A 21,567-nucleotide genomic window follows, 5' to 3' on the forward strand; every position below is an offset into this window, starting at 1 on the left:
AGTGATTACATGATATATGATGTTATCGTCGTTGGTGGTGGACATGCAGGTATAGAAGCTGCGCTTGCTACTGCTAGAATGAAAAAAAAGACTATGTTAGTAACAGGCAACCTGAGTAAGGTTGCTTCTTTGCCATGTAATCCATCAATTGGTGGACCAGCTAAGGGCATCGTCGTTAGAGAGATAGACGCTTTGGGCGGACAAATGGCGAAGAGCGCAGATCAAGGGCAAATTCAAATGAAAATGTTGAATGCATCAAAAGGCCCTGCAGTGAGAGCCTTAAGAGCACAAATCGATAAATTAAAATATCCAAAAATCATTTTAAAAGTTTTGAAAGAAACAGAACATTTGGAACTTAAAGAAGCATTAGTGGATAAGCTGTTCATTGAAAATAACAAAGCTTCAGGAGTTATTCTGGAAGACGGGACAATAATTGAGTCAAAAATGGTCATTATTACTACTGGTACATACCTAAATAGTAATATACTTATTGGTAAAGACAAAACATTATCAGGACCACAAAATGAACCAACAACTTTTGGTATTAGTAAACAACTAAAAGATTTAGGGTTTGAAGTGATCAGACTTAAAACAGGTACACCACCAAGGGTTAAAAGAGATAGTATCAATTACTTAAAAACTACAGTCCAACCTGGCGATGGAAAGTCATATACTTTTAGTTTTGATAATAAATATTATGAAGATAATCCACAAGAGTTTTGTTATTTAACACATACTTCAAAAGAAACACATGAAATTATAAACCAGCATTTAGATGAATCCGCAATGTATAGTGGAGTTGTTGAAGGTGTAGGTCCAAGATATTGTCCATCAATTGAAGATAAGGTTGTTAGATTTAACGATAAAGATAGACATCAAATTTTTATTGAACCTGAGAGTCTAGAAATTGATGAAATGTATATCCAGGGTTTTTCCACAAGTTTACCCAAATATGTTCAGGAAGAAATGATTAGAACAATTCCTGGACTTGAAAATGCAGAAATTGTGAGATATGCTTATGCTATAGAGTATGATGCTATTAATCCCATTCAACTTTATCCAACACTAGAAACCAAAAAGGTTTCGAACTTATTTTGTGCTGGTCAAATTAATGGGACTAGTGGCTACGAAGAAGCAGCAGGCCAAGGTTTAATGGCTGGGATAAACGCCGCACTTAAATTGGACCAAAAAGAACCTCTTATCTTACAACGACATGAAGCATACATTGGTGTATTAATAGATGACTTGGTTACTAAAGGTGTACTAGATCCATATCGATTACTTACATCTAGAGCAGAACATCGCCTTTTATTAAGACATGACAATGCTGATTTTAGATTAAGAAACTATGGATATCAAATTGGTCTAGTAGATGAAATCACATATAAAAAATTTCTTGATAAAGAAAAGAAATTGATAGAGTTATATGATAAAGCATCGACATATAAAGTTATGCCAACAAGAGATAATAACAGTTATTTAAATCAAAAAAATTCAGCGAAATTATATGAAGCTATCATGCTAACTGATTTATTGAAAAGACCAGAAATAAATAAAGAGGATATTAAATATTTTTTAGATCATGAATTTGAAGAAGAAATTTATGAACAACTTGAAATAAAAATAAAATATGAAGGATACATACAAAAAGCGATTAAAGAAGCAGAGAAAATGCAAAGATTAGAACACAAAAAAATTCCTGATGATATTAAATATCAAAATATCAAAAATATATCTTCAGAAAGCAGAGAAAAACTCGAGAAAATAAGACCTAAAACTTTAGGCCAAGCTTCAAGAATTTCAGGTGTAAACCCAGCAGATATTTCACTTATCCTTATATATTTAGAATCGGAGAGCCATAAAACAGATGTTCAAAGATGATGTTAAGAACAACTTACAAGTTGAGTTATCACAATTACAACTTGATCAGTTTGATGTATATTATAAATTTCTACTTGAATACAATAAAATAACAAACCTTACGAGAATAACCGAGGAGAATGAAGTTTATTTTAAACATTTTTATGATTCTTTAACGATTGTTAAAAGTGTAGACTTTAACAAAATAAAAACTTTATGTGATATGGGTGCGGGAGCAGGGTTTCCAAGTATTCCGCTGAAAATCATCTATCCCCATTTGCACATTACTATTATAGATTCGTTAGGTAAAAGAATTACATTTTTAAAGCAACTCATTGAAAAATTAAGTTTAGATAATGTTTTTTTGGTTTATGATCGTATAGAGAATTATGCTAAAAACCATCATAATCAATTTGATTTAGTGACAGCAAGAGCTTTAGGCAAATTACCACTCATTTTAGAATTAGGGCTGCCAATGAGTAAGACTGATAGTTATTTTGTTGCTTATAAGTCGAAAAATTATGAAGAAGAATTAAACGATTCTTTAAATGCACTAAGTCTATTGGGTGGGAAATTGGAAAAAGTGGTTGCTTTTGAAATACCGCATCATTATGGAGATAGGGTACATATAGTTATCGAAAAGTATAAAAAAACCCCCAATACTTATCCAAGGTCTTTTTCTGCCATTAAAAAGAAAAGCTTGTAAAAGGAGATTTTATGGGAAAAATTATTGCAGTGTCCAATCAAAAAGGTGGTGTTGGCAAAACAACGACTAGTGTTAATTTGTCAGCTGCACTTGGAGAATTGAATAAAAAAGTTCTACTAATCGATCTAGACCCACAAGCAAGCACAACAACTAGCTTAGGCATTAATAGAAGTTTATTATATTCGACTATCATGGATGTTTTACTAGATCAAGTCAATGTTGAAGATAGTATAATTCATTTAGATGATTTAAATGTTGATGTTATACCCGCTACTATTGAACTGGCACATTTAGAGATAAAATTGGAAATCGATGATAGAGAATACATATTAAACAAAAAAATCCATAATCTTTCACAAGTTTATGACTATATTATTATAGATTGTCCGCCTTCTTTAGGGTTGTTAACATTAAATGCACTTTATGCATCAAACTCGGTTTTAATTCCTGTTCAATGTCAGTATTTAGCAATAGATGGCTTGACTCAATTATTAAACACAATAAGAGTCGTGCAGAAGCAATTAAAAGTTAATAACAAAAGACTTGAAATTGAAGGTGTATTATTAACAATGTTAGATAAAAGAACAAAAGCAGGATGGGAGATTGTGCATGAAATCAAGGATTACTTTAAAGAGGGTGTATTCGATACTATCATTACAAGTAATGTAGCAGCACAAGTTGCTCCAACCTATGGATTGCCAGTAACAACTTTTGCACCTAAATCACCTGCATCTAGATTATATAAATCTTTAGCCAAGGAGGTTGTAAAGAATAATGAATCAAGATAAGAAACCAAGAACTTTAGCAGACTTATTACAAGAGCACCATGTAGATGATGTGTTAGAAGGTGAAGTAATTGATGAGATTTCATTATCGGAGATAAAAGCTAATCCTTTCCAACCTAGAAGGATATTTGATCAAGATAAGATTGATGAATTAGCACAATCAATTAGAGAACACGGTATTTTTCAACCCATTATTATAAAGAAAATTGCTAAAGGATACATTATTGTCTCAGGTGAAAGAAGATATCGAGCAGCTCAACAAGTTGGTTTGAAAACTATCCCATCTATTGTTAGACAATATGAAGAATCTAAAGTAGCTGAAATTGCATTAGCTGAAAATCTTCAAAGAGAAAATCTTACACCGATTGAAGAAGCAGAAGCATATAAAGTTGTAATGAATCATCTAAGTTTAACTCAAACTGAGCTTGCCCAAAAAATAGGCAAAAGTAGATCCCATGTGACTAATATGCTAGGCTTGTTAAATTTACCAGAAGATACCCAAAATCTATTATTGACCAACCAAATTAGTATGGGCCATGCAAGAGCATTGAGTAAACTTGAAAATAGAGATCAGATTAACAAGTTAGCGAACATGATTGTTAGAAAACAATTAAGTGTTAGACAAGTAGAAGAATTAACAAAAACTGAAGACAAAACAAATAAGATAAAAAGAAAGCCTAAGACAAAATATATAAAAGAAGAAAAATATTTATCTTCTTACCTAAATCATAAAGTTAAAATAGATGAAAAGAAAATAACAATATATCATCATGAGGATGATTTGGCTGAAATTATAAGTAGGTTGCTAAAGAAATGAATTACAAAGTAAATGATATATTAACTTTAAAGAAACAGCATGTTTGTGGGTCCTATGACTGGTTAGTTATAAGAACTGGTGCTGAAATCAAAATTCAGTGTGTAAAATGCAATCGAGAAATCATGATATTCAAAAGAGATTTAGATAGAAAAATCAAAATGATAAAAAGTCAAACGTAAAAGTTACTTAAAATTTAGACTAAATAGTAGAAAAACGGGCTATATTCTAATTAAAATGATATTATTTCATAAAAATTAAAAAAATATATTAAAAGTGTTGATTTTTTCAAAATGATAAGTTAGAATATTAAAGCAAGCCCAAAAATGGAGGGGTAGCGAAGTGGCTAAACGCGGCAGACTGTAAATCTGTTCCTAACGGTTCGGCAGTTCGAATCTGCCCCCCTCCACCATTCTATTTATACCTTGTATAAGCATATGATAATCACCTTAGAAAGACTCGAAGAAAAAAATACAACTTAGATATTGACAAGGTTCTTTTATAATGATAGAATGTATAAGCACGTGAAGAGTGCTGTAAGGCAAAAGGTCTTTGAAAACTGAATGATGATGAGTGTATCAAGAGTAACAAAAATAAGAGCTATTAACAAACAAACTATAATTTATGGAGAGTTTGATCCTGGCTCAGGATGAACGCTGGCGGCGTGCCTAATACATGCAAGTCGAACGCACTAGTTTACTAGTGAGTGGCGAACGGGTGAGTAACACGTAGGTAACCTGCCCTTAAGACGAGGATAACCATTGGAAACGATGGCTAAGACTGGATAGGAATATTTGAGGCATCTTAAATATTTTAAAAGACCTAGCAATAGGTATGCTTAAGGAGGGGCCTGCGGCGCATTAGTTAGTTGGTGAGGTGAGAGCTCACCAAGACGATGATGCGTAGCCGGACTGAGAGGTTGAACGGCCACATTGGGACTGAGAAACGGCCCAAACTCCTACGGGAGGCAGCAGTAGGGAATTTTCGGCAATGGAGGAAACTCTGACCGAGCAACGCCGCGTGAATGACGAAGTACTTCGGTATGTAAAGTTCTTTTATCAAGGAAGAATGACTCGTGGAAAAACGAGAGTGACGGTACTTGATGAATAAGCCCCGGCTAACTATGTGCCAGCAGCCGCGGTAATACATAGGGGGCAAGCGTTATCCGGAATTATTGGGCGTAAAGGGTGCGTAGGCGGTCATTTAAGTCTTTGGTGTAAGTGCAAGGCTCAACCTTGTGATGCTAAGGAAACTGGATGACTTGAGTGTGATAGAGGTAAGTGGAATTCCATGTGTAGCGGTAAAATGCGTAAATATATGGAGGAACACCAGTGGCGAAGGCGGCTTACTGGGTCACAACTGACGCTGAGGCACGAAAGCGTGGGGAGCAAACAGGATTAGATACCCTGGTAGTCCACGCCGTAAACGATGAGTACTAAGTGTTGGAGAAATTCAGTGCTGTAGTTAACGCAATAAGTACTCCGCCTGAGTAGTACGTACGCAAGTATGAAACTCAAAGGAATTGACGGGACCCCGCACAAGCGGTGGATCATGTTGTTTAATTCGATGATACGCGAAAAACCTTACCAGGTCTTGACATCCCATGCAAAGCTTAAGAGATTAAGTGGAGGTTATCATGGAGACAGGTGGTGCATGGTTGTCGTCAGCTCGTGTCGTGAGATGTTGGGTTAAGTCCCGCAACGAGCGCAACCCTTATTGCTAGTTACCATCATTAAGTTGGGGACTCTAGCGAGACTGCCAGTGATAAACTGGAGGAAGGTGGGGATGACGTCAAATCATCATGCCCCTTATGACCTGGGCTACAAACGTGATACAATGGCTGAAACAAAGGGCAGCGAAGCAGTGATGTGAAGCGAAACCCAAAAAAGCAGTCTCAGTTCGGATTGAAGTCTGCAACTCGACTTCATGAAGTCGGAATCGCTAGTAATCGCGAATCAGAATGTCGCGGTGAATACGTTCTCGGGGTTTGTACACACCGCCCGTCAAACCACGAAAGTCGACAATACCCAAAGCCGGTGGCCTAACTCTTCGGAGAGGGAGCCGTTTAAGGTAGGGTTGATGATTGGGGTTAAGTCGTAACAAGGTATCCCTACGGGAACGTGGGGATGGATCACCTCCTTTCTAAGGAGAAAGGCATATACATAAACGTATATAAAAATTTCCAATATACACTCATCATATTCAGTTTTGAAAGATTAGATCTTTCAAGTTTTAATAAGTTTGATCTTTGAAAAGTAGATAAATTCTGTCGTAAAGAAAATGAAAGAATAAAAAAAGGTTAAGGAAAAAAGGGCGCACAGTGGATGCCTAGGCACTAAGAGCCGATGAAGGACGCAACTAACGGCGAAACGCCACGGGGAGCAGTAAGTACGCGACGATCCGTGGGAATCCGAATGGGGAAACCCGTCATATGGAAGATATGACATCTGCGCAAGCAGAGGGAAAACGCAGGGAACTGAAATATCTAAGTACCTGTAGGAAAAGAAAGTAAAAACGATTCCGCTAGTAGCGACGAGCGAACGCGGAGGAGCCTAACACCATAATAGTTACAAAACCACACACTAAAAGAACGGCGTGGGAAAGCCGACCGAAGAAGGTGAGAGTCCTGTATTTGAAAGTGTGCGGACTAGGGTGTTGAGAAGTACGGCGAGACACGAGGAATCTTGTCGGAAGATGTGAGGACCATCTCATAAGGCTAAATACTACTTAGTGACCGATAGTGAACCAGTACCGTGAGGGAAAGGTGAAAAGAACCCCGGGAGGGGAGTGAAAGAGAACCTGAAACTGTGTGCTTACAATTAGTCAGAGCCCGTTAATGGGTGATGGCATGCCTTTTGTAGAATGAACCGGCGAGTTACGGTATCTAGCAAGGTTAAGCTTTAAGGAGTGGAGCCAAAGCGAAAGCGAGTCTGAATAGGGCGTTAAGTTAGGTGCTGTAGACCCGAAACTGGGTGAGCTAGCCATGAGCAGGTTGAAGTTTGGGTAAGACCAAATGGAGGACCGAACCAGGACACGTTAAAAAGTGTTTGGATGACTTGTGGCTAGGGGTGAAATTCCAATCGAACCCAGAGATAGCTGGTTCTCCCCGAAATAGCTTTAGGGCTAGCGTTAGCAATAGTTTTTATGAAGGTAGAGCACTGAATGTGTGATGGCCCCACCTCGGGGTACTGAGCCCAATCAAACTACGAATGTCATAAAAAGTAGCTAGCAGTCAGACTGTGGGTGATAAGGTTCATGGTCAAAAGGGAAAGAGCCCAGACCGTCAGATAAGGTCCCAAAATTGATGCTAAGTGGAAAAGGAAGTGAAGATGCACAAACAACTAGGAGGTTGGCTTAGAAGCAGCCATCCTTTAAAGAGTGCGTAAAAGCTCACTAGTCGAGTGACTCTGCGCCGAAAATGTACCGGGGCTAAGCATCATACCGAATCTACGGATTTGACAAATGTCAAGTGGTAGGGGAGCGTTCTAACAGCGGAGAAGCATGATCGGAAGGACATGTGGAGTGGTTAGAAGTGAGAATGCCGGTGTAAGTAACGAAAAGATAGGTGAGAATCCTATCCGTCGAAAACCCAAGGTTTCCAGGGGAAGGTTCGTCCGCCCTGGGTAAGTCGGGGCCTAAGGTGAGGCTGAAAAGCGTAGCCGATGGATAGCAGGTAGAGATTCCTGCACTAGTTTATGAACTGATGGAGTGACAAAGGAGGCTAACATCCGCCCATGATTGGATTTGGGACAAGGAAACGAGCTTAGTGTGTAGGCAAATCCGCACACTATATAAGAGTGAGTTTCGGTAGGTAAAGGATGATGACGTCAAACTTTCAAGAAAAGCTTCTAGGGCTAATTTATAGACTACCCGTACCGTAAACCGACACAGGTGGGAAGGTAGAGTATACTAAGACGCGCGAGAAAACCCTTGTTAAGGAACTCGGCAAAATGACTCCGTAACTTCGGGATAAGGAGGACTTTTAATGAAAAAAAGAAGTCGCAGAGAATAGGCCCAAGCGACTGTTTATCAAAAACATAGGTCTCTGCTAAACCGTAAGGTGATGTATAGGGGCTGACGCCTGCCCGGTGCTGGAAGATTAAGAGGAGATGTTAGGCAACGAAGCATTGAATTGAAGTCCCAGTAAACGGCGGCCGTAACTATAACGGTCCTAAGGTAGCGAAATTCCTTGTCGGGTAAGTTCCGACCCGCACGAAAGGCGTAACGATTTGGGCACTGTCTCAACAAGGGACTCGGTGAAATCAAGCTGCCGGTGAAAACGCCGGCTACCCGCGACAGGACGAAAAGACCCCATGGAGCTTTACTGTAGCTTGATATTGACATTGGGTGTAAGATGTACAGGATAGGTGGGAGACTGAGAACCTAGGACGCTAGTCTTGGAGGAGTCGACCTTTGGATACCACCCTTCGTGCATCTGATGTCTAACCCGCCGAAGTGGATTCGGGGGGACAGTGTCTGGTGGGCAGTTTGACTGGGGCGGTCGCCTCCCAAAGAGTAACGGAGGCGCCCGAAGGTACCCTCAGAATGGTTGGAAATCATTCGTAGAGTGCAAAAGCATAAGGGTGCTTGACTGCGAGACAAACAAGTCGAGCAGGGACGAAAGTCGGGTTTAGTGATCTCTCTGTACCGCATGGAAGGGCAGAGACTCAACGGATAAAAGCTACCCTGGGGATAACAGGCTTATCGCTTCCAAGCGTTCACAGCGACGAAGCGGTTTGGCACCTCGATGTCGGCTCGTCGCATCCTGGAGCTGGAGAAGGTTCCAAGGGTTGGGCTGTTCGCCCATTAAAGCGGCACGCGAGCTGGGTTCAGAACGTCGTGAGACAGTTCGGTCTCTATCCGTCGTGGGCGTTGGAGATTTGAAGGGAGCTGCCCCTAGTATGAGAAGACCGGGGTGGACATACCACTGGTGCACCAGTTGGCTTGCCAAGGCCACAGCTGGGTAGCTAAGTATGGAAGGGATAAACGCTGAAAGCATCTAAGCGTGAAGCCCACCTTAAGATGAGATCTCCCAATTTAGTAAGATCCCTTATAGACGATGAGGTTGATAGGCTGGGTGTGGAAGCATGGTGACATGTGAAGCTGACCAGTACTAATAGATCGAGGACTTAACCTTTACTTTCATTTGAAATATATACAGAATTTATCTAGTTTTGAGAGATGTCTGGTGACGATGGCGAAGTGGTCACACCTGTTCCCATACCGAACACAGAAGTTAAGCACTTCAGCGCCGAAAATAGTTCTAAGGAGCGAAGATAGGACGTTGCCAGGCAGTATCTCTAATAATGGGAGTTTAGCTCAGTTGGGAGAGCATCTGCCTTACAAGCAGAGGGTCAGCGGTTCGAGCCCGTTAACTCCCACCATTATTATGCCGAAATAGCTCAATCTGGTAGAGCAACTGACTTGTAATCAGTAGGTTGCGGGTTCAATTCCTGTTTTCGGCACCACTATTTGACCCGTTAGCTCAGTCGGTAGAGCACTTGACTTTTAATCAAGGTGTCGAAGGTTCGATTCCTTCACGGGTCACCACTACTTATGCCTCGATGGTGAAATTGGTAGACACGTGGGACTTAAAATCCCATGGATGATGAATCCGTGCCGGTTCAAGTCCGGCTCGAGGTACCATGGTTGTGGGGCCTTAGCTCAGTTGGGAGAGCGCCTGCCTTGCACGCAGGAGGTCAGGGGTTCGAGCCCCCTAGGCTCCACCAATTTATAGTAATATTTGTCCTCCAAGCAAAAACGACTATAAAGTATTAAGTTTGGGTCTTAAATGGTAGTTATATTTAATACTATTGTTATAGATAGTTTTATGTTTTGGCGGCGTAGCTCAGCTGGTTAGAGTGCACGGCTCATACCCGTGAGGTCGAGGGTTCGATTCCCCCCGCCGCTACCAGTTTGGACCCGTAGCTCAGTTGGTTAGAGCTACCGGCTCATAACCGGTCGGCCGTAGGTTCGAGTCCTACCGGGTCCACCAAAAAAATCTTTTAAAATCAAAAAAATATGTTATAATAGTGGAGGAATACCCAAGTCTGGCTGAAGGGATCGGTCTTGAAAACCGACAGGCTGTAAAAGGCGCGGGGGTTCGAATCCCTCTTCCTCCGCCATCAGATGTTTAATAATTTTTAATATATCGCGGGATAGAGCAGTCAGGTAGCTCGTCGGGCTCATAACCCGGAGGTCGTAGGTTCAAATCCTTCTCCCGCAACCAATGGTCCGGTGGTGTAGGGGTCAACATGCCTGCCTGTCACGCAGGAGATCGCGGGTTCAAATCCCGTCCGGACCGCCATTATTAGGCTCTGTAGCTCAGTCGGTAGAGCAAAGGACTGAAAATCCTTGTGTCGGCAGTTCGATTCTGCCCGGAGCCACCATTTGTATGGTGGTAGACCAATTAGAGGTCTTTTTTTTTATTATAAAGTAAAATCTTCATAAATCTACTAATATTAAGTAGATTTATGGAGGTGTGACATGGCTATAAAATGCCTGTATATTTTTAAAGATATAACAGAAATATCTTCCCTTATTAACATCCTAGATGAAATGAACTGGAAAATAGAAAAAGAATATTTGAAGGACAGAGTTAGTTTTTATAGTAAAACAGTTTTATTCAAGAAATTAAAAAGTGACTTCCTATTAAAAAAACTCTCTATTTGGCCTTTAAAAGATGAAGAAGTGATTACATGGATGGATACTTTAACTCTTGTAAGTAGAGTGATGCTACAGCTTTTTAAAAGTGGTGTTCAGACAAATAAAATATCATTAGTTATGGAATATCCAATTGTTTTTGGTAATCATATGCGAACCGATTATTTACTTATCTATGATCGACTTATTATTGTTCTAGAATTTGGGATGTTTAATCAAGATGAAAAGAGAAGTGAAGAGAGATATACTAAGAAATTACAAGAGTCAAATAGTTATCGACAAATTATCGACAATTTATTAAAACCTGGAGTTGATGTAGTCAACTATGTTATGATTTATAGACCAGAGTTTTCAAAAGTTAGTAATTCTAAAATTATTTCAAACATTGAGTATAATCAATTAGAACTTCAAAAATTAACAAACTTTATAAAACATCTTGTGAAATTACAAGATAACTGTGCTCCTTTGTATCAACTTGAGTACTTAGAAAGTATATTGTAATTTAATTTGTTTGACATTAATGTTTTTTATTAACTAGGAAATTCTAATTGATAATTTAAATAAAAACAAACAGAAAAAACTCATCTAAAATGAGTCTGTAAAACGAGTCAACAAATTAATCAATAAGTTTATGATAAATATCTAAAGGCACAAACTGCAACTTACCACAATGACTACAAACATCAACGGGAAAAGCAGCACCTTCAGTCTCCATAAAGTGAGCATAACCAGAAAAATTGACAGTAAGTTCAAATCCACAGTGCAGACATTTCATATCAACCATGATATCAAAATTAGGCATCGATATAAATGCATTAAATGAAGCGGCAGGGCCAGCAATGAATCCCTGCTTAACAGCTGATTTATATTCAGCATACAAATTCTTTTTTTGAACAAAAGACATATGCACAGATTTAGTTTTAAATAGTTTAGGCATCGCTAAATAACCTCTCTTTTCGGTGATTTGGTAGATATGAAGCATCAAGATTTAAAACCATAGTAGAACCACACTGACATTTAAAGATGTCATAGTGATAAGTCTTAAGCAACAAAGTTCGAAAGTGAAGTTGATGTTTAAGATAAGTCAAAGATTTAGGGTTAACTAACTTTAACTCAGAGGCAATTTTTCGTTTTGTCCGATTTGAATAAAAACCGTAATAACGAATCAGATGAAATCCTTTATCAGGGATGTGTTTAATGAGACGTGCAATAAATTTAAAGACATGATCAGTGATGATTTGAGTACCTCGTTTATGATGTTTATCTGAAATTTGATCATCTTCATGAGGATCAAAATGCCAAGTGACTTGGTGATTGATATCATCGAAGTCATCAATTCTAGATTCAGAGATGGCTGGATGAGAAGCATATCTGGCGATGTATTTAGCAATCTTTTTGGCTGTAGACAAGCTAGATTTTCTCTTTAATTGAGGCCCGTAAGTGTAAAAGCCTTTTTTATACTTATGAATGAGATAACTTCTTAAGCGATTAAACTCATTATAGATAGAATTTGTCGCATGGGTTTTCAAATAGGCTGAGATGTTACTTAAGAGTCTATATTGCCAAAACATACGCAGTCTCTCAAAAGGAAAGAAAGACATGTTGGATAGATGACCATGAGCATCAATAAAGCGTTCAGCAACTAAAGCATGGATATGAGGATTGGTCTTCATATCTCTGCCATAGGTGTGAAGAAAACAAATGATGCCAAGTCTTCTATCTAATTGGTGGTCAGCCTTCGTTTTCTTAACAGCTTTATGAAGAACTTCATTTACAGTTTGAAATAAGATATCAAATAAGTCTCTATAAAGCCAAAAGAATTTACGCATCTCTTTAGCAACTGAAAAGACAAAATGTCTATGAGGGCACTTAAGTAATTTGGATTCAATCGCAAGTGTTCGAGCTTCTCGATATCTTTGATTACAAGAAGGACAAAACCTTGAATGACAAGAAAGACCTTGGATATGAAAGTTATCACAAGTTGGGCATTCATAGAAGAAGTAGCCATATTTGAAATCACGACAATGTATCATTTTTTCAACATTTTCGATAATTGAGGGACGTAGTTTATCTTCAAAATGAAGTTTAAATGAATCCCAATAGGTAGCAAATATAGATTGAATGGAAATGGAGTTATCTCTATATACTTTTAAATTAGATAGTTTAACAAGCTCATTGTTAAAGACATGTTCACCATGTTTAAGAGCAAGTTCTAATTGATCTTTAAATTTATACTTAATCACTATAGGTTCCATAAATCTATTATACAATGTGACTTTAAAAAGAAAAAGGCGATTTTTATCGCCCCTAGTGAATTTATTCACTTTTGTTCTGTTATTATATTATTGAATTAAAATTTGATATTCAAAATATTTGAAGGAGAAAACAAATGTCAGAAAAAATTGGATTAGTAGTTTGTGGAAACTCTGGTATTGATTACATGTCTTTAAATTATCCAGTAAAGGTAATTAGATCGACTCTAAATGTTGATGGCAAAGAATATGAAGACTATGTAGATATTCAAGCTAAAGATTTTTATAAAATGGTAGAAGAAAATCCGAACATAGATGTTTCTACATCTCAAACATCTACAGGGAAAATTGCTAGTGTATATGAAGAATTAAAAGCAGAAGGTTATACGGATGTTATTGTAGTAGTTATATCATCTAAATTAAGTGGGACTTATCAAGGAGCTATTTTAGCTAAAGAACTAGTCAAGGACCTTAACGTTTTTGTTTTGGATTCTAGAAGTGTATCATATGGTGAAGCATATTTGATATTAGAAGCAATAAGACTTATTAAAGAGGGTAAAAAGACCGTTGATATTATCAATCACTTGGAAAAAATTAGAGATCATATTTATATCTATGTATTGGTTGATACATTAAAGTTCTTAGTGAAAAACGGTAGACTATCTGTAACTAGTGGATTTTTAGGAACACTACTAAAAATTAAGCCATTGCTCCATGTTCAAAAAGATGGCAGATTGGTTCCACTAGAAAAAATTAGAACTACACACAAAGCGCAAAGTAGATTAATTGAAATTATTGAAGAAAAAATTCATGAAAAAAATGTTATAATGTTTATAGCATATACGAATAATTTAGAAAAAGCTGAAGAACTGAAAGAAATATTTTTAAAGAAGAGAAAAGATATTATAGTAGAGTTAGTACCGTTAACACCTGTTGTTGGAGCACACGCTGGTCCTGGAACTTTGGGTGTAGGATATATAGAAATATAATAAATGTAGGTGATAATTAGTGGTTTCTGCTAAAGAAGTAATCAATGAGTTGTTAGTCGATGTTTTTAACCATATTTTGAGTATAGAAGCTGAAGTGCTTAGAGAACGAGGAGTGAAACTCTCTATGACAGAGGTTCATGTTCTTGAAGCAATTAAGAACACTTCTGAGCCAACGATGGGTAATGTCGCAAACAAACTTAGAATTACAATGGGTACTTTAACAACTTCAATCAATGTTCTAGTCAGAAAAAATTTTGTTAATGGATATCGTGATGAAAACGATAGAAGAAAAGTTTATTTAGAGCTTAAGGAATCTGCCAAGGAAGTATTAAGGATTCACGATGATTTTCATGAAGAAATGGTTTCATCCTTATTAAAAGATTTGGAGTTGGAAAAAGATGAAATCCTTTTAAAGTCGTTAGAAAATATCAGCAATTATTTCAAGCAAAGATATTAAAACACTCTACGTGAGTGTTTTTTTAATGAAGTTCAAAAAAAATTATTATTTACTGTTTAAAAATGTTATAATAATATAGGTTTAGGAGGTAATTATGAAGGATTATATTTATGGAATAGATGTGGGTGGAACGACCATCAAGATGGGATTGTTCACTGTGGATGATATGAAAACAATTGATAGTTATGAAATACCTACACCGTCTTTGGAAAATGGTAGTTTTATTTTTAAAAAAATCTATGAATCGATCTTGGAATGCAATAAAAGAAATAATATTGACATAAAACAATTGCTTGGTATAGGTATTGATGTACCTTGTCCAATTAAAAATGGGTATGTGGAAAGTTGCGCTAATTTACATTTAAATGATATTGATTTAATCGCTGAGATGAATAAGTATGTGGATAGCCACATCAAGATTGCTATTGCCAATGATGCGACAATAGCTGCATATGGTGAAAATGCTTCATTAGAAAAACCTTATAAGAATGCAGTATTAATTACATTAGGAACTGGTGTTGGCGGTGGTATTATACTTGATGGTAAAATTATAGAAGGTTCTACAGGTTTTGGAGGCGAAATAGGGCATATTCGTGTTTATAATGAAGAAGATAAAGTATGCGGATGTGGATCTATGGGGTGTCTTGAACAAATTTGTGGCACAAAAGGAATTCTGGATTTTACAATAGAACAACTCGAAAGCAAACCATCAGTTTTAAATAAAAACAACTTGACAGTTAAAGCAATCTTTGATGCTGCTAAGCAAAATGATGAAGTTGCATTAATGACGGTCCATCGCGTTGCAAAATATATTGGAATTGCAGCTAGTATTATTTCTATGACAGTTGAGCCAGAAGTTTACATTATTGGTGGAGGAATATCTAAAGCTGGTCCATTTTTGATAGATTTAGTTGAAAGATATTATAGAGAAAATGCTAGGTTTTCGACAGGGAAGATCCCGTTTAAATTAGCACATACAGGTAATGATGCTGGTATGATAGGATCAGCTCTATTAGTTAAAAGTTATATATAAAAAATAAATATAAGACACTACAATTATAGGTAAAGGAAGAAGATGAAATGAGTAATAAGTATTTGGGGGATTTTATAGCAATAGGCAAGAACATCCACGTAGACATAAAAAAGAGGAATATTCAGTACTCAAAAAAGGATCTAAAAACAGCAACAAACGAAATTATTCAAATAATTAAGAATTATATTGGTGAAATATATGATGAGATGGTTGAAGTAAACAAGTTAAAAGGTGTGAACGAGTATCCATATGTTTTTGCACCTTTTTTTGCGTCAAAAACTTTTGAAATGATGAAGGAACTAACTTACACAAGTGATATTTCTTTTGTAGAAGCCTTTAATAAAGCTGTTAATTGGTTTATGAAAAATCAAAAGTTTAATTTATTTACTAATTATGCAAAAGAAGATAAAAAAGAGAAAATGGATGAACAAACGATAAGAATCAAAGAAAGGGTGATTAAGTTTCTCAATAGATACTTTATCCAGAAGCTGGCTAGTGAAACTGATGAAGATGTCATAGTTTCAATTTCAAAAATTGAAAAAGAGTATTTCTACGAACTCCCAATTAATGTTAAAGGGTTTGTTTGTCGCTCAGTTGATAATGAAATGTTAATCAAAGATATGGCATATGCTTATGAGATCCCTATTGTTATAACAACAAAAAGCGTTTTTGATTCGAAATTAATTGTGATTGATAATGTTAATAAAAAATTACTCATTGATCCAAATGAGCTCAATCTAAATAAGTCTTATGAATTACAAAGAAAAACAACCATTTGTAGTCAAGATAAACCTAGATATGATTCAGAAATAATTAAATATTATGCATCTTTAGTAGATTTAAGATACTTAGATCTTGTGAAAAATAATGGGTGGTATAAAGGTGGAGTCTTTTTTAGAACTGAATATATTTTCCTATCGAAGGGTTTTTTTCCTAGATATGATGAACTAGTAGGTATTTTTACAAACTTAATGAATGCTTTTCATGATAGAGAAATTCAAGTACAGTTACCTGAATTTAATCATTTCAAACAGGTAGATTACGAGATAGATGATGAAATATATACTGAAGTAGATTTAGTTAGTATATACCATAGAGTATTTTTTAGAACAGTTAATGCTTTATACGAAGCTTCAAACATTGCTCATAAAAAAGTTACTCTAGTCATTCCTTCTTTACGTGTAGGATCTGAGGTTTATCACTGGAAAGATAAAATAGATTGTTTCTTAGGTATTGATCGTTCTGTTGAAACTGGACCTAAGTTTGGGATTACGATGGAAACAGAGTCGGCAATCGAATATTTTGAAGATTATAAAGAAGTGAGTTCTATCATCTTCGGTATGGATAACTATATAGAAGAAGCTTTGGAAATATCTAGATATGATGAAATTGATAAAAAATATTTTATGAGTGCTGCGTGGCCTGACATGCACTTAGCTCATCAGTTTTACAGAAAAAATGGAATTAGGATGTTGCAAATAATGTATGGTGTCATACTCAGGGATCCATTCTTTCTAAGGAAATTCTTCAATAAAGGATTTAAGCATTTTATTATCCCTTTAAGCACATTAAAAATGGCGGAAGACGTATTATATACGTATGAATCTACAAGAGGGAAGTATGTTGGAGTTCATGCTAAAAGAAAAAGTGCAAAATTAAATAAATAAAGTTTAAAAAGAGGGTAAAAAAGGTTGCTTTTATCTTCTTTTTAATATATAATAGTAACGCTCGTGTGTATACGAGAAAAGGCTGTGAAATGGGAGGTTGCCGACACACGGATACCCGTTGTCTATGTGGTTGGGTTTTTCCATGGAGCAAGTCTATACAAGATTATAGGCGAAAGGAGCTATACAAAATGGCAAAAGATGTAATTAAAATTCGTTTGAAGGCTTACGATCACAGATTATTAGATCAAGCTGCTAAAAAGATTGTGGATAGTGCTTTAAGAACTGGAGCTTCAGTTCAAGGTCCAATTCCTCTTCCAACAGAAAAGGAAATCTTTACAATCTTACGTTCACCACACGTTAATAAAGATTCACGTGAACAATTTGAACGTAGAACGCACAAGAGATTAATTCAAATCGTTGATCCAAACCCTAAAACAATTAGTGCATTGATGGATATAGATTTACCATCAGGTATTGATATCGTACTTAAAAAATAACTAAAAAAAAGAAAGAGGTAAGAGTATGGCCAAAGGAATCTTAGGTAGAAAACTTGGTATGACACAAATTTTCGATGAAAATGGTGTTCTAGTACCAGTTAGCGTTATAGATGTAGCCGATAATGTAGTTCTTCAACAAAAGACTGTTGAAACTGACGGTTATGTAGCAACTCAAATTGGGTTTGAAACTAAACGCGACAAATTAAGTAACAAGCCTGAACAAGGGCACGTGAAAAAAGCTAATACAGCACCTAAGCGCTTCGTTAGAGAAATCCGTTTCAATGAAGAGCTTAAGAATGAGTTGTTGGATTTAGCTGTAGGAGACCTTGTTAAAACAGAATTATTTGAAGTAGGCGAAACTGTAGATGTTACAGGAACATCTAAAGGTAAAGGTTTTGCAGGAAGTATTAAGAGACACAATCAACATCGTGGACCTATGACACATGGTTCTAGATACCATCGTGGTCCAGGTTCTATGGGACCTATCAAAGGGAACATGAAAGGTAAGAATTTACCAGGACATATGGGACATGAAAGAGTAACAATCCAAAACTTAAAGGTTGTTGGTGTTGATGTTGAAAACCAATTATTGCTTATCAGTGGTAGCGTTCCAGGACCTAAAAAAGGACTTGTAATTGTTAGAACTGCTGTTAAGAGTGGTAAATAAGGAGGGTTATCATGCCAAAAGTAGACATATTAAATCAAACAGGTAAAAAAGTTGCTGACCTAACCTTATCAGATTACGTTTTCGGTATTGAACCACATCAACAAGCATTATTCGATGTTGTCAATGCTCAAAGAGCAGCAATGAGACAAGGTACTCATGATGTTAAAAATCGTGGTGAAGTATCAGGTGGCGGTAGAAAACCATGGAGACAAAAAGGAACTGGTAGAGCTCGTCAAGGGTCAACTAGATCTCCTCAATGGCGTCATGGTGGTGTAGTTTTTGGTCCAACACCAAGAAGTTATGCAGTTAAATTGAATCAAAAAGTTCGTCAATTAGCTTTGAGGTCAGCGTTGTCTTATCATCAAGCTAATGGTCAATTAAAAGTGGTTGAATCTATTGGATTAGAAGCGCCAAAAACAAAATTATTTAGAGAGTTTTTAAACAGTCTAGAAGTTCAAGGCAAAACTTTAGTAGTTGCGAAAACATTTGAAGAAAATGAAGTATTAGCAGCAAGAAACATCCCGACTGTTCAATTCTCATTAGTAAGTCATGTAAGCGTATATGATATTCTAAATTGCAAAAATTTAGTAATCACTAAAGATGCTGTTGAAGCATTAGAGGAGGTATTAGGTAATGACTAAGTATTATGAAATTATCAAAGCCCCAATTATTACTGAACAAAGTACACAACTTATTGAAAGTCAAAATAGATATACATTCAAGGTTGAAAAGAGTGCAAACAAAGTTGAAATCAAAAAAGCAATTGAAGCAATCTTTAATGTAAAAGTTCTTTCAGTTAATACAGTTAATGTTTTACCTAAATTCAAAAGAATGGGTAAATATGAAGGGTACAAACCAGCTTATAAAAAAGCTGTAGTAAAAATTGCTGAAGGCCAAAAAATAGACGCCTTCACATTATAAGTGAAATATTAGAGGAGGTTTAACCAAATGGCGGTTAAAAAATACAAAGCGACCACAAACGGTCGTCGTAACATGAGTGTTTTAACATATGATGAAATCACAACATCTACTCCTGAAAAATCACTACTTGAGCCATTCTCTCGTACAGGCGGTCGTAATAGTCAAGGTAAGATTACCGTAAGACATATCGGCGGCGGTGCGAAAAGAAAATATCGTGTAATTGATTTTAAAAGAAACAAAGACAATATTATCGGTAAGGTTGCTACAATTGAGTACGATCCAAACCGTACAGCAAATATTGCTTTAATTCATTATGTAGATGGTGAAAAAAGATATATCTTAGCTCCAAAAGGATTAGTAGTAGGTATGGAAATCCTTTCTGGAGAACATGTAGATATCAAAACAGGAAATGCATTACCAATTATGAATATTCCAGTTGGTACTGTTGTTCATAACATTGAACTTAGTCCTGGTAGAGGTGGACAAATTGCAAGAAGTGCTGGAGCATCTGCTCAAATATTAGGGCGTGAAGAAAAATACGTTCTAGTGCGTTTGCAATCAGGTGAAGTACGTAAGATTTTAGGTACTTGCCGTGCTACAATTGGTACAGTTGGAAATGAATCATGGGAATTAGTCAATTTAGGTAAAGCTGGTAGAGTAAGACACATGGGCATTAAGCCGACAGTTCGTGGTTCAGTTATGAACCCTAACGATCACCCACATGGTGGTGGTGAAGGTAGAACACCAATTGGTAGAAAATCACCAATGACCCCTTGGGGTAAGAAGGCTCGCGGTGTCAAGACTCGCGACAGTAAAAAAGCGTCAAACGACTTAATCGTTCGTCGTCGTACGAAGTAGGAGGAAATTTATGGCACGTTCAGTCAAAAAAGGACCATTTTGTGACTTGCACTTATTAAATAAAGTTCAAAAGCAAAATGCAGCAAACGAAAAGAAAGTGATCCAAACATGGTCACGTCGTTCAACGGTTTTCCCTGATTTCGTTGGACATACGATCGCAGTTTATAATGGTAAATCACATGTTCCAGTTTATGTAACTGAAGATATGGTTGGACACAAGTTCGGTGAATTTGCACCAACACGTACATATCATGGACATAACAAAGAAGATAAGAAAGCTAAGAAGAAATAATTGGAGGAGAAAATGATGGAAAGTAAAGCTATAGCTAAAACAGTTCGCATTGCTCCACGTAAGGCTAGATTGGTTATCGACTTAATTCGTGGCAAAAATGTTAAAGAAGCGCAAGCAATTTTAATGTTTACACCACGTGGCGCCTCACCAATTATTCTTAAAGTGCTTAACAGCGCAATAGCTAACGCAGAGCATAACAATAATGCAAACATTGATGACTTATATGTAAAAGAAGCATATGTTAATGAGGGTGTTCGCCTAAAAAGACTTTTACCAAGAGCTAAAGGTCAAGGGGACATCATTAAGAAGAGAACAAGCCACATTACAGTTGTAGTGGCAGAAAAAGAATAGGGGTGAAGAAACATGGGTCAAAAAGTTAATCCAGTCGGTATGCGACTTGGGATCATTCGTAACTGGGAATCAAAATGGTACGCAGATAAAAATGCTGTTCCAACACTAGTTAAAGAAGATGCAAGCATTCGTTCATATCTTAATGATTTTTATAAAAAAGCCGCTGTTTCTCACATCGAAATAGAACGCGTTAAAGGTAGAGGCGGAAAAGATCGTGTAAAAATTACACTTCATACTGCTAAACCAGGTATCGTTATTGGTCGTGATGCTGAAACTAAGAAAAAAGCAGTTGCTCAACTTGAAAAAATCACTAACAAAGAAATCGTATTTAACGTAGTAGAAGTGAAACGTCCAGAAAGAGTTGCGACTCTAGTTGCTCAAAGCATTGCAGAACAATTAGAAAATCGTGCATCATTTAGACGTGTTCAAAAAATTGCTATGCAACGTGCACTTAAAGCCGGAGCTAAAGGTGTTAAAACACTAGTTTCAGGTCGTTTAGGTGGTGCTGAAATGGCAAGAAGCGAAGGATATTCAGAAGGTCAAGTACCTTTACATACACTTCGTGCAGATATCGATTATGCAACAGCAGAAGCACACACAACTTATGGTGTATTAGGTATAAAAGTTTGGATTTATAATGGTGAAATTTTACCAGGCCAAACAAGAGAAGAAAACCTAAGAAAGTTAGATGAAAGAACTCCACGTCCTAGACGCGGTGGTAGAAACAATCGTAACAACAAGGGAGGCAAATAATT

General features: G+C 36.8%; 20 protein-coding genes, 12 tRNA genes and 3 rRNA genes. 33 read left to right on the forward strand and 2 right to left on the reverse strand.

The features are described from left to right. Positions 1-9 precede the first annotated feature (9 nt). From BK011_00945 to BK011_01045, 21 genes are all read left to right on the forward strand, one after another. The gene (locus BK011_00945) at positions 10-1,881 is read left to right on the forward strand and encodes a tRNA uridine-5-carboxymethylaminomethyl(34) synthesis enzyme MnmG (GenBank protein AUD64322.1); all 1,872 of its coding nucleotides are present in this window, start codon (positions 10-12) and stop codon (positions 1,879-1,881) included. Then, positions 1,868-2,566 carry a 16S rRNA (guanine(527)-N(7))-methyltransferase RsmG gene (locus tag BK011_00950; protein AUD64323.1) on the forward strand — a complete coding sequence of 233 codons (699 nt, stop codon included), beginning with the start codon at positions 1,868-1,870 and terminating at the stop codon, positions 2,564-2,566. Before BK011_00945 ends, BK011_00950 begins: the two co-directional genes overlap by 14 nt. An 11-nt stretch (positions 2,567-2,577) precedes the next feature. Beyond that, on the forward strand, positions 2,578-3,354 hold the full coding sequence (locus BK011_00955) for a sporulation initiation inhibitor Soj (GenBank protein ID AUD64324.1): 777 nt from the start codon (positions 2,578-2,580) through the stop codon (positions 3,352-3,354). Beyond that, positions 3,341-4,168, forward strand: coding sequence for a hypothetical protein (locus tag BK011_00960; protein AUD64325.1), 828 nt, complete (start codon positions 3,341-3,343; stop codon positions 4,166-4,168). The genes BK011_00955 and BK011_00960 overlap by 14 nt, the downstream gene beginning before the upstream one ends. Next, positions 4,165-4,347 (forward strand): hypothetical protein, encoded by a 183-nt coding sequence (locus BK011_00965; GenBank protein ID AUD64326.1) that lies wholly within the window; start codon positions 4,165-4,167, stop codon positions 4,345-4,347. The genes BK011_00960 and BK011_00965 overlap by 4 nt, the downstream gene beginning before the upstream one ends. A gap of 146 nt (positions 4,348-4,493) precedes the next feature. Beyond that, positions 4,494-4,577, forward strand: a tRNA-Tyr gene (locus BK011_00970). 209 nt (positions 4,578-4,786) lie between these two features. Further along, a 16S ribosomal RNA gene (locus BK011_00975) occupies positions 4,787-6,314 on the forward strand. 147 nt (positions 6,315-6,461) lie between these two features. Further along, positions 6,462-9,302 (forward strand): 23S ribosomal RNA (locus BK011_00980). A gap of 47 nt (positions 9,303-9,349) precedes the next feature. Then, positions 9,350-9,458, forward strand: a 5S ribosomal RNA gene (rrf, locus tag BK011_00985). The 16S, 23S and 5S rRNA genes sit together here with 12 tRNA genes alongside, the layout of an rRNA operon. A 15-nt stretch (positions 9,459-9,473) precedes the next feature. After that, positions 9,474-9,549, forward strand: a tRNA-Val gene (locus tag BK011_00990). Positions 9,550-9,556: 7 nt separating this feature from the next. Beyond that, positions 9,557-9,633 (forward strand) — tRNA-Thr (locus BK011_00995). 6 nt (positions 9,634-9,639) lie between these two features. Continuing rightward, positions 9,640-9,715 (forward strand) — tRNA-Lys (locus BK011_01000). A gap of 8 nt (positions 9,716-9,723) precedes the next feature. Further along, positions 9,724-9,811 (forward strand) — tRNA-Leu (locus BK011_01005). Between the two features lie 7 nt (positions 9,812-9,818). Further along, positions 9,819-9,894, forward strand: a tRNA-Ala gene (locus BK011_01010). A gap of 108 nt (positions 9,895-10,002) precedes the next feature. Continuing rightward, positions 10,003-10,079, forward strand: a tRNA-Met gene (locus BK011_01015). A 4-nt stretch (positions 10,080-10,083) separates the two neighbouring features. Further along, positions 10,084-10,160 (forward strand) — tRNA-Met (locus BK011_01020). A gap of 39 nt (positions 10,161-10,199) precedes the next feature. Beyond that, a tRNA-Ser gene (locus BK011_01025) sits at positions 10,200-10,290 on the forward strand. Between the two features lie 27 nt (positions 10,291-10,317). Next, a tRNA-Met gene (locus BK011_01030) sits at positions 10,318-10,394 on the forward strand. 2 nt (positions 10,395-10,396) lie between these two features. Next, positions 10,397-10,472: transfer RNA gene (locus BK011_01035), tRNA-Asp, on the forward strand. A gap of 6 nt (positions 10,473-10,478) precedes the next feature. Further along, positions 10,479-10,554: transfer RNA gene (locus BK011_01040), tRNA-Phe, on the forward strand. Positions 10,555-10,651: 97 nt separating this feature from the next. After that, positions 10,652-11,329, forward strand: coding sequence for a hypothetical protein (locus BK011_01045; protein ID AUD64327.1), 678 nt, complete (start codon positions 10,652-10,654; stop codon positions 11,327-11,329). 115 nt (positions 11,330-11,444) lie between these two features. On the opposite strand, the gene BK011_01050 is transcribed toward BK011_01045, so the two are convergent. Then, positions 11,445-11,765: a hypothetical protein gene (locus BK011_01050; GenBank protein AUD64328.1), complete on the reverse strand. Its 321-nt coding sequence runs from the start codon at positions 11,763-11,765 to the stop codon at positions 11,445-11,447. Beyond that, positions 11,758-13,098 carry a hypothetical protein gene (locus BK011_01055; protein ID AUD64329.1) on the reverse strand — a complete coding sequence of 447 codons (1,341 nt, stop codon included), beginning with the start codon at positions 13,096-13,098 and terminating at the stop codon, positions 11,758-11,760. The genes BK011_01050 and BK011_01055 overlap by 8 nt, the downstream gene beginning before the upstream one ends. A gap of 119 nt (positions 13,099-13,217) precedes the next feature. Between BK011_01055 and BK011_01060 the strand changes: the two genes are divergently transcribed. The 12 genes from BK011_01060 (at position 13,218) to BK011_01115 (ending at position 21,565) form a co-directional block, all read left to right on the forward strand. Beyond that, a complete protein-coding gene (locus BK011_01060; protein ID AUD64330.1) occupies positions 13,218-14,069 on the forward strand; it encodes a hypothetical protein in 852 nt (283 codons plus the stop codon). 19 nt (positions 14,070-14,088) lie between these two features. Further along, positions 14,089-14,526 carry a MarR family transcriptional regulator gene (locus BK011_01065; GenBank protein AUD64331.1) on the forward strand — a complete coding sequence of 146 codons (438 nt, stop codon included), beginning with the start codon at positions 14,089-14,091 and terminating at the stop codon, positions 14,524-14,526. A gap of 94 nt (positions 14,527-14,620) precedes the next feature. Continuing rightward, a complete protein-coding gene (locus tag BK011_01070; protein ID AUD64332.1) occupies positions 14,621-15,559 on the forward strand; it encodes a hypothetical protein in 939 nt (312 codons plus the stop codon). Positions 15,560-15,606: 47 nt separating this feature from the next. Then, positions 15,607-17,226 (forward strand): hypothetical protein, encoded by a 1,620-nt coding sequence (locus BK011_01075; protein AUD64333.1) that lies wholly within the window; start codon positions 15,607-15,609, stop codon positions 17,224-17,226. Positions 17,227-17,414: 188 nt separating this feature from the next. Further along, positions 17,415-17,723: a 30S ribosomal protein S10 gene (locus tag BK011_01080; protein ID AUD64334.1), complete on the forward strand. Its 309-nt coding sequence runs from the start codon at positions 17,415-17,417 to the stop codon at positions 17,721-17,723. Positions 17,724-17,748: 25 nt separating this feature from the next. Further along, positions 17,749-18,390: a 50S ribosomal protein L3 gene (locus BK011_01085; protein AUD64335.1), complete on the forward strand. Its 642-nt coding sequence runs from the start codon at positions 17,749-17,751 to the stop codon at positions 18,388-18,390. A gap of 11 nt (positions 18,391-18,401) precedes the next feature. Then, positions 18,402-19,031: a 50S ribosomal protein L4 gene (locus BK011_01090; GenBank protein ID AUD64336.1), complete on the forward strand. Its 630-nt coding sequence runs from the start codon at positions 18,402-18,404 to the stop codon at positions 19,029-19,031. Then, positions 19,024-19,311 (forward strand): 50S ribosomal protein L23, encoded by a 288-nt coding sequence (locus BK011_01095; protein AUD64337.1) that lies wholly within the window; start codon positions 19,024-19,026, stop codon positions 19,309-19,311. The genes BK011_01090 and BK011_01095 overlap by 8 nt, the downstream gene beginning before the upstream one ends. 27 nt (positions 19,312-19,338) lie before the next feature. Then, positions 19,339-20,169 (forward strand): 50S ribosomal protein L2, encoded by an 831-nt coding sequence (locus BK011_01100; GenBank protein AUD64338.1) that lies wholly within the window; start codon positions 19,339-19,341, stop codon positions 20,167-20,169. 10 nt (positions 20,170-20,179) lie between these two features. Further along, positions 20,180-20,461: a 30S ribosomal protein S19 gene (locus tag BK011_01105; protein AUD64339.1), complete on the forward strand. Its 282-nt coding sequence runs from the start codon at positions 20,180-20,182 to the stop codon at positions 20,459-20,461. Between the two features lie 15 nt (positions 20,462-20,476). Next, complete coding sequence (locus BK011_01110; GenBank protein ID AUD64340.1) at positions 20,477-20,812, forward strand: 50S ribosomal protein L22; 336 nt, start codon at positions 20,477-20,479, stop codon at positions 20,810-20,812. Positions 20,813-20,824: 12 nt separating this feature from the next. Then, a complete protein-coding gene (locus tag BK011_01115; GenBank protein ID AUD64341.1) occupies positions 20,825-21,565 on the forward strand; it encodes a 30S ribosomal protein S3 in 741 nt (246 codons plus the stop codon). The last annotated feature ends 2 nt before the right edge of the window (positions 21,566-21,567 follow it).

The organism is Tenericutes bacterium MZ-XQ (genome assembly GCA_002838205.1).
GTDB lineage: Bacteria > Bacillota_I > Bacilli_A > Acholeplasmatales > Acholeplasmataceae > Mariniplasma.

Excerpts from the sequence above, each read along its gene's own strand:
- BK011_01115 (AUD64341.1), top strand. The coding sequence starts at position 20,825 with ATGGGTCAAAAAGTTAATCCAGTCGGTATGCGACTTGGGATCATTCGT.
- BK011_00945 (AUD64322.1), top strand. The coding sequence starts at position 10 with ATGATATATGATGTTATCGTCGTTGGTGGTGGACATGCAGGTATAGAA.
- BK011_01050 (AUD64328.1), bottom strand. The coding sequence starts at position 11,765 with ATGCCTAAACTATTTAAAACTAAATCTGTGCATATGTCTTTTGTTCAA.
- BK011_01085 (AUD64335.1), top strand. The coding sequence starts at position 17,749 with ATGGCCAAAGGAATCTTAGGTAGAAAACTTGGTATGACACAAATTTTC.
- BK011_01090 (AUD64336.1), top strand. The coding sequence starts at position 18,402 with ATGCCAAAAGTAGACATATTAAATCAAACAGGTAAAAAAGTTGCTGAC.
- BK011_01100 (AUD64338.1), top strand. The coding sequence starts at position 19,339 with ATGGCGGTTAAAAAATACAAAGCGACCACAAACGGTCGTCGTAACATG.
- BK011_00950 (AUD64323.1), top strand. The coding sequence starts at position 1,868 with ATGTTCAAAGATGATGTTAAGAACAACTTACAAGTTGAGTTATCACAA.
- BK011_01095 (AUD64337.1), top strand. The coding sequence starts at position 19,024 with ATGACTAAGTATTATGAAATTATCAAAGCCCCAATTATTACTGAACAA.
- BK011_00965 (AUD64326.1), top strand. The coding sequence starts at position 4,165 with ATGAATTACAAAGTAAATGATATATTAACTTTAAAGAAACAGCATGTT.
- BK011_00955 (AUD64324.1), top strand. The coding sequence starts at position 2,578 with ATGGGAAAAATTATTGCAGTGTCCAATCAAAAAGGTGGTGTTGGCAAA.
- BK011_01060 (AUD64330.1), top strand. The coding sequence starts at position 13,218 with ATGTCAGAAAAAATTGGATTAGTAGTTTGTGGAAACTCTGGTATTGAT.
- BK011_00960 (AUD64325.1), top strand. The coding sequence starts at position 3,341 with ATGAATCAAGATAAGAAACCAAGAACTTTAGCAGACTTATTACAAGAG.
- BK011_01105 (AUD64339.1), top strand. The coding sequence starts at position 20,180 with ATGGCACGTTCAGTCAAAAAAGGACCATTTTGTGACTTGCACTTATTA.
- BK011_01070 (AUD64332.1), top strand. The coding sequence starts at position 14,621 with ATGAAGGATTATATTTATGGAATAGATGTGGGTGGAACGACCATCAAG.
- BK011_01075 (AUD64333.1), top strand. The coding sequence starts at position 15,607 with ATGAGTAATAAGTATTTGGGGGATTTTATAGCAATAGGCAAGAACATC.
- BK011_01080 (AUD64334.1), top strand. The coding sequence starts at position 17,415 with ATGGCAAAAGATGTAATTAAAATTCGTTTGAAGGCTTACGATCACAGA.
- BK011_01045 (AUD64327.1), top strand. The coding sequence starts at position 10,652 with ATGGCTATAAAATGCCTGTATATTTTTAAAGATATAACAGAAATATCT.
- BK011_01110 (AUD64340.1), top strand. The coding sequence starts at position 20,477 with ATGGAAAGTAAAGCTATAGCTAAAACAGTTCGCATTGCTCCACGTAAG.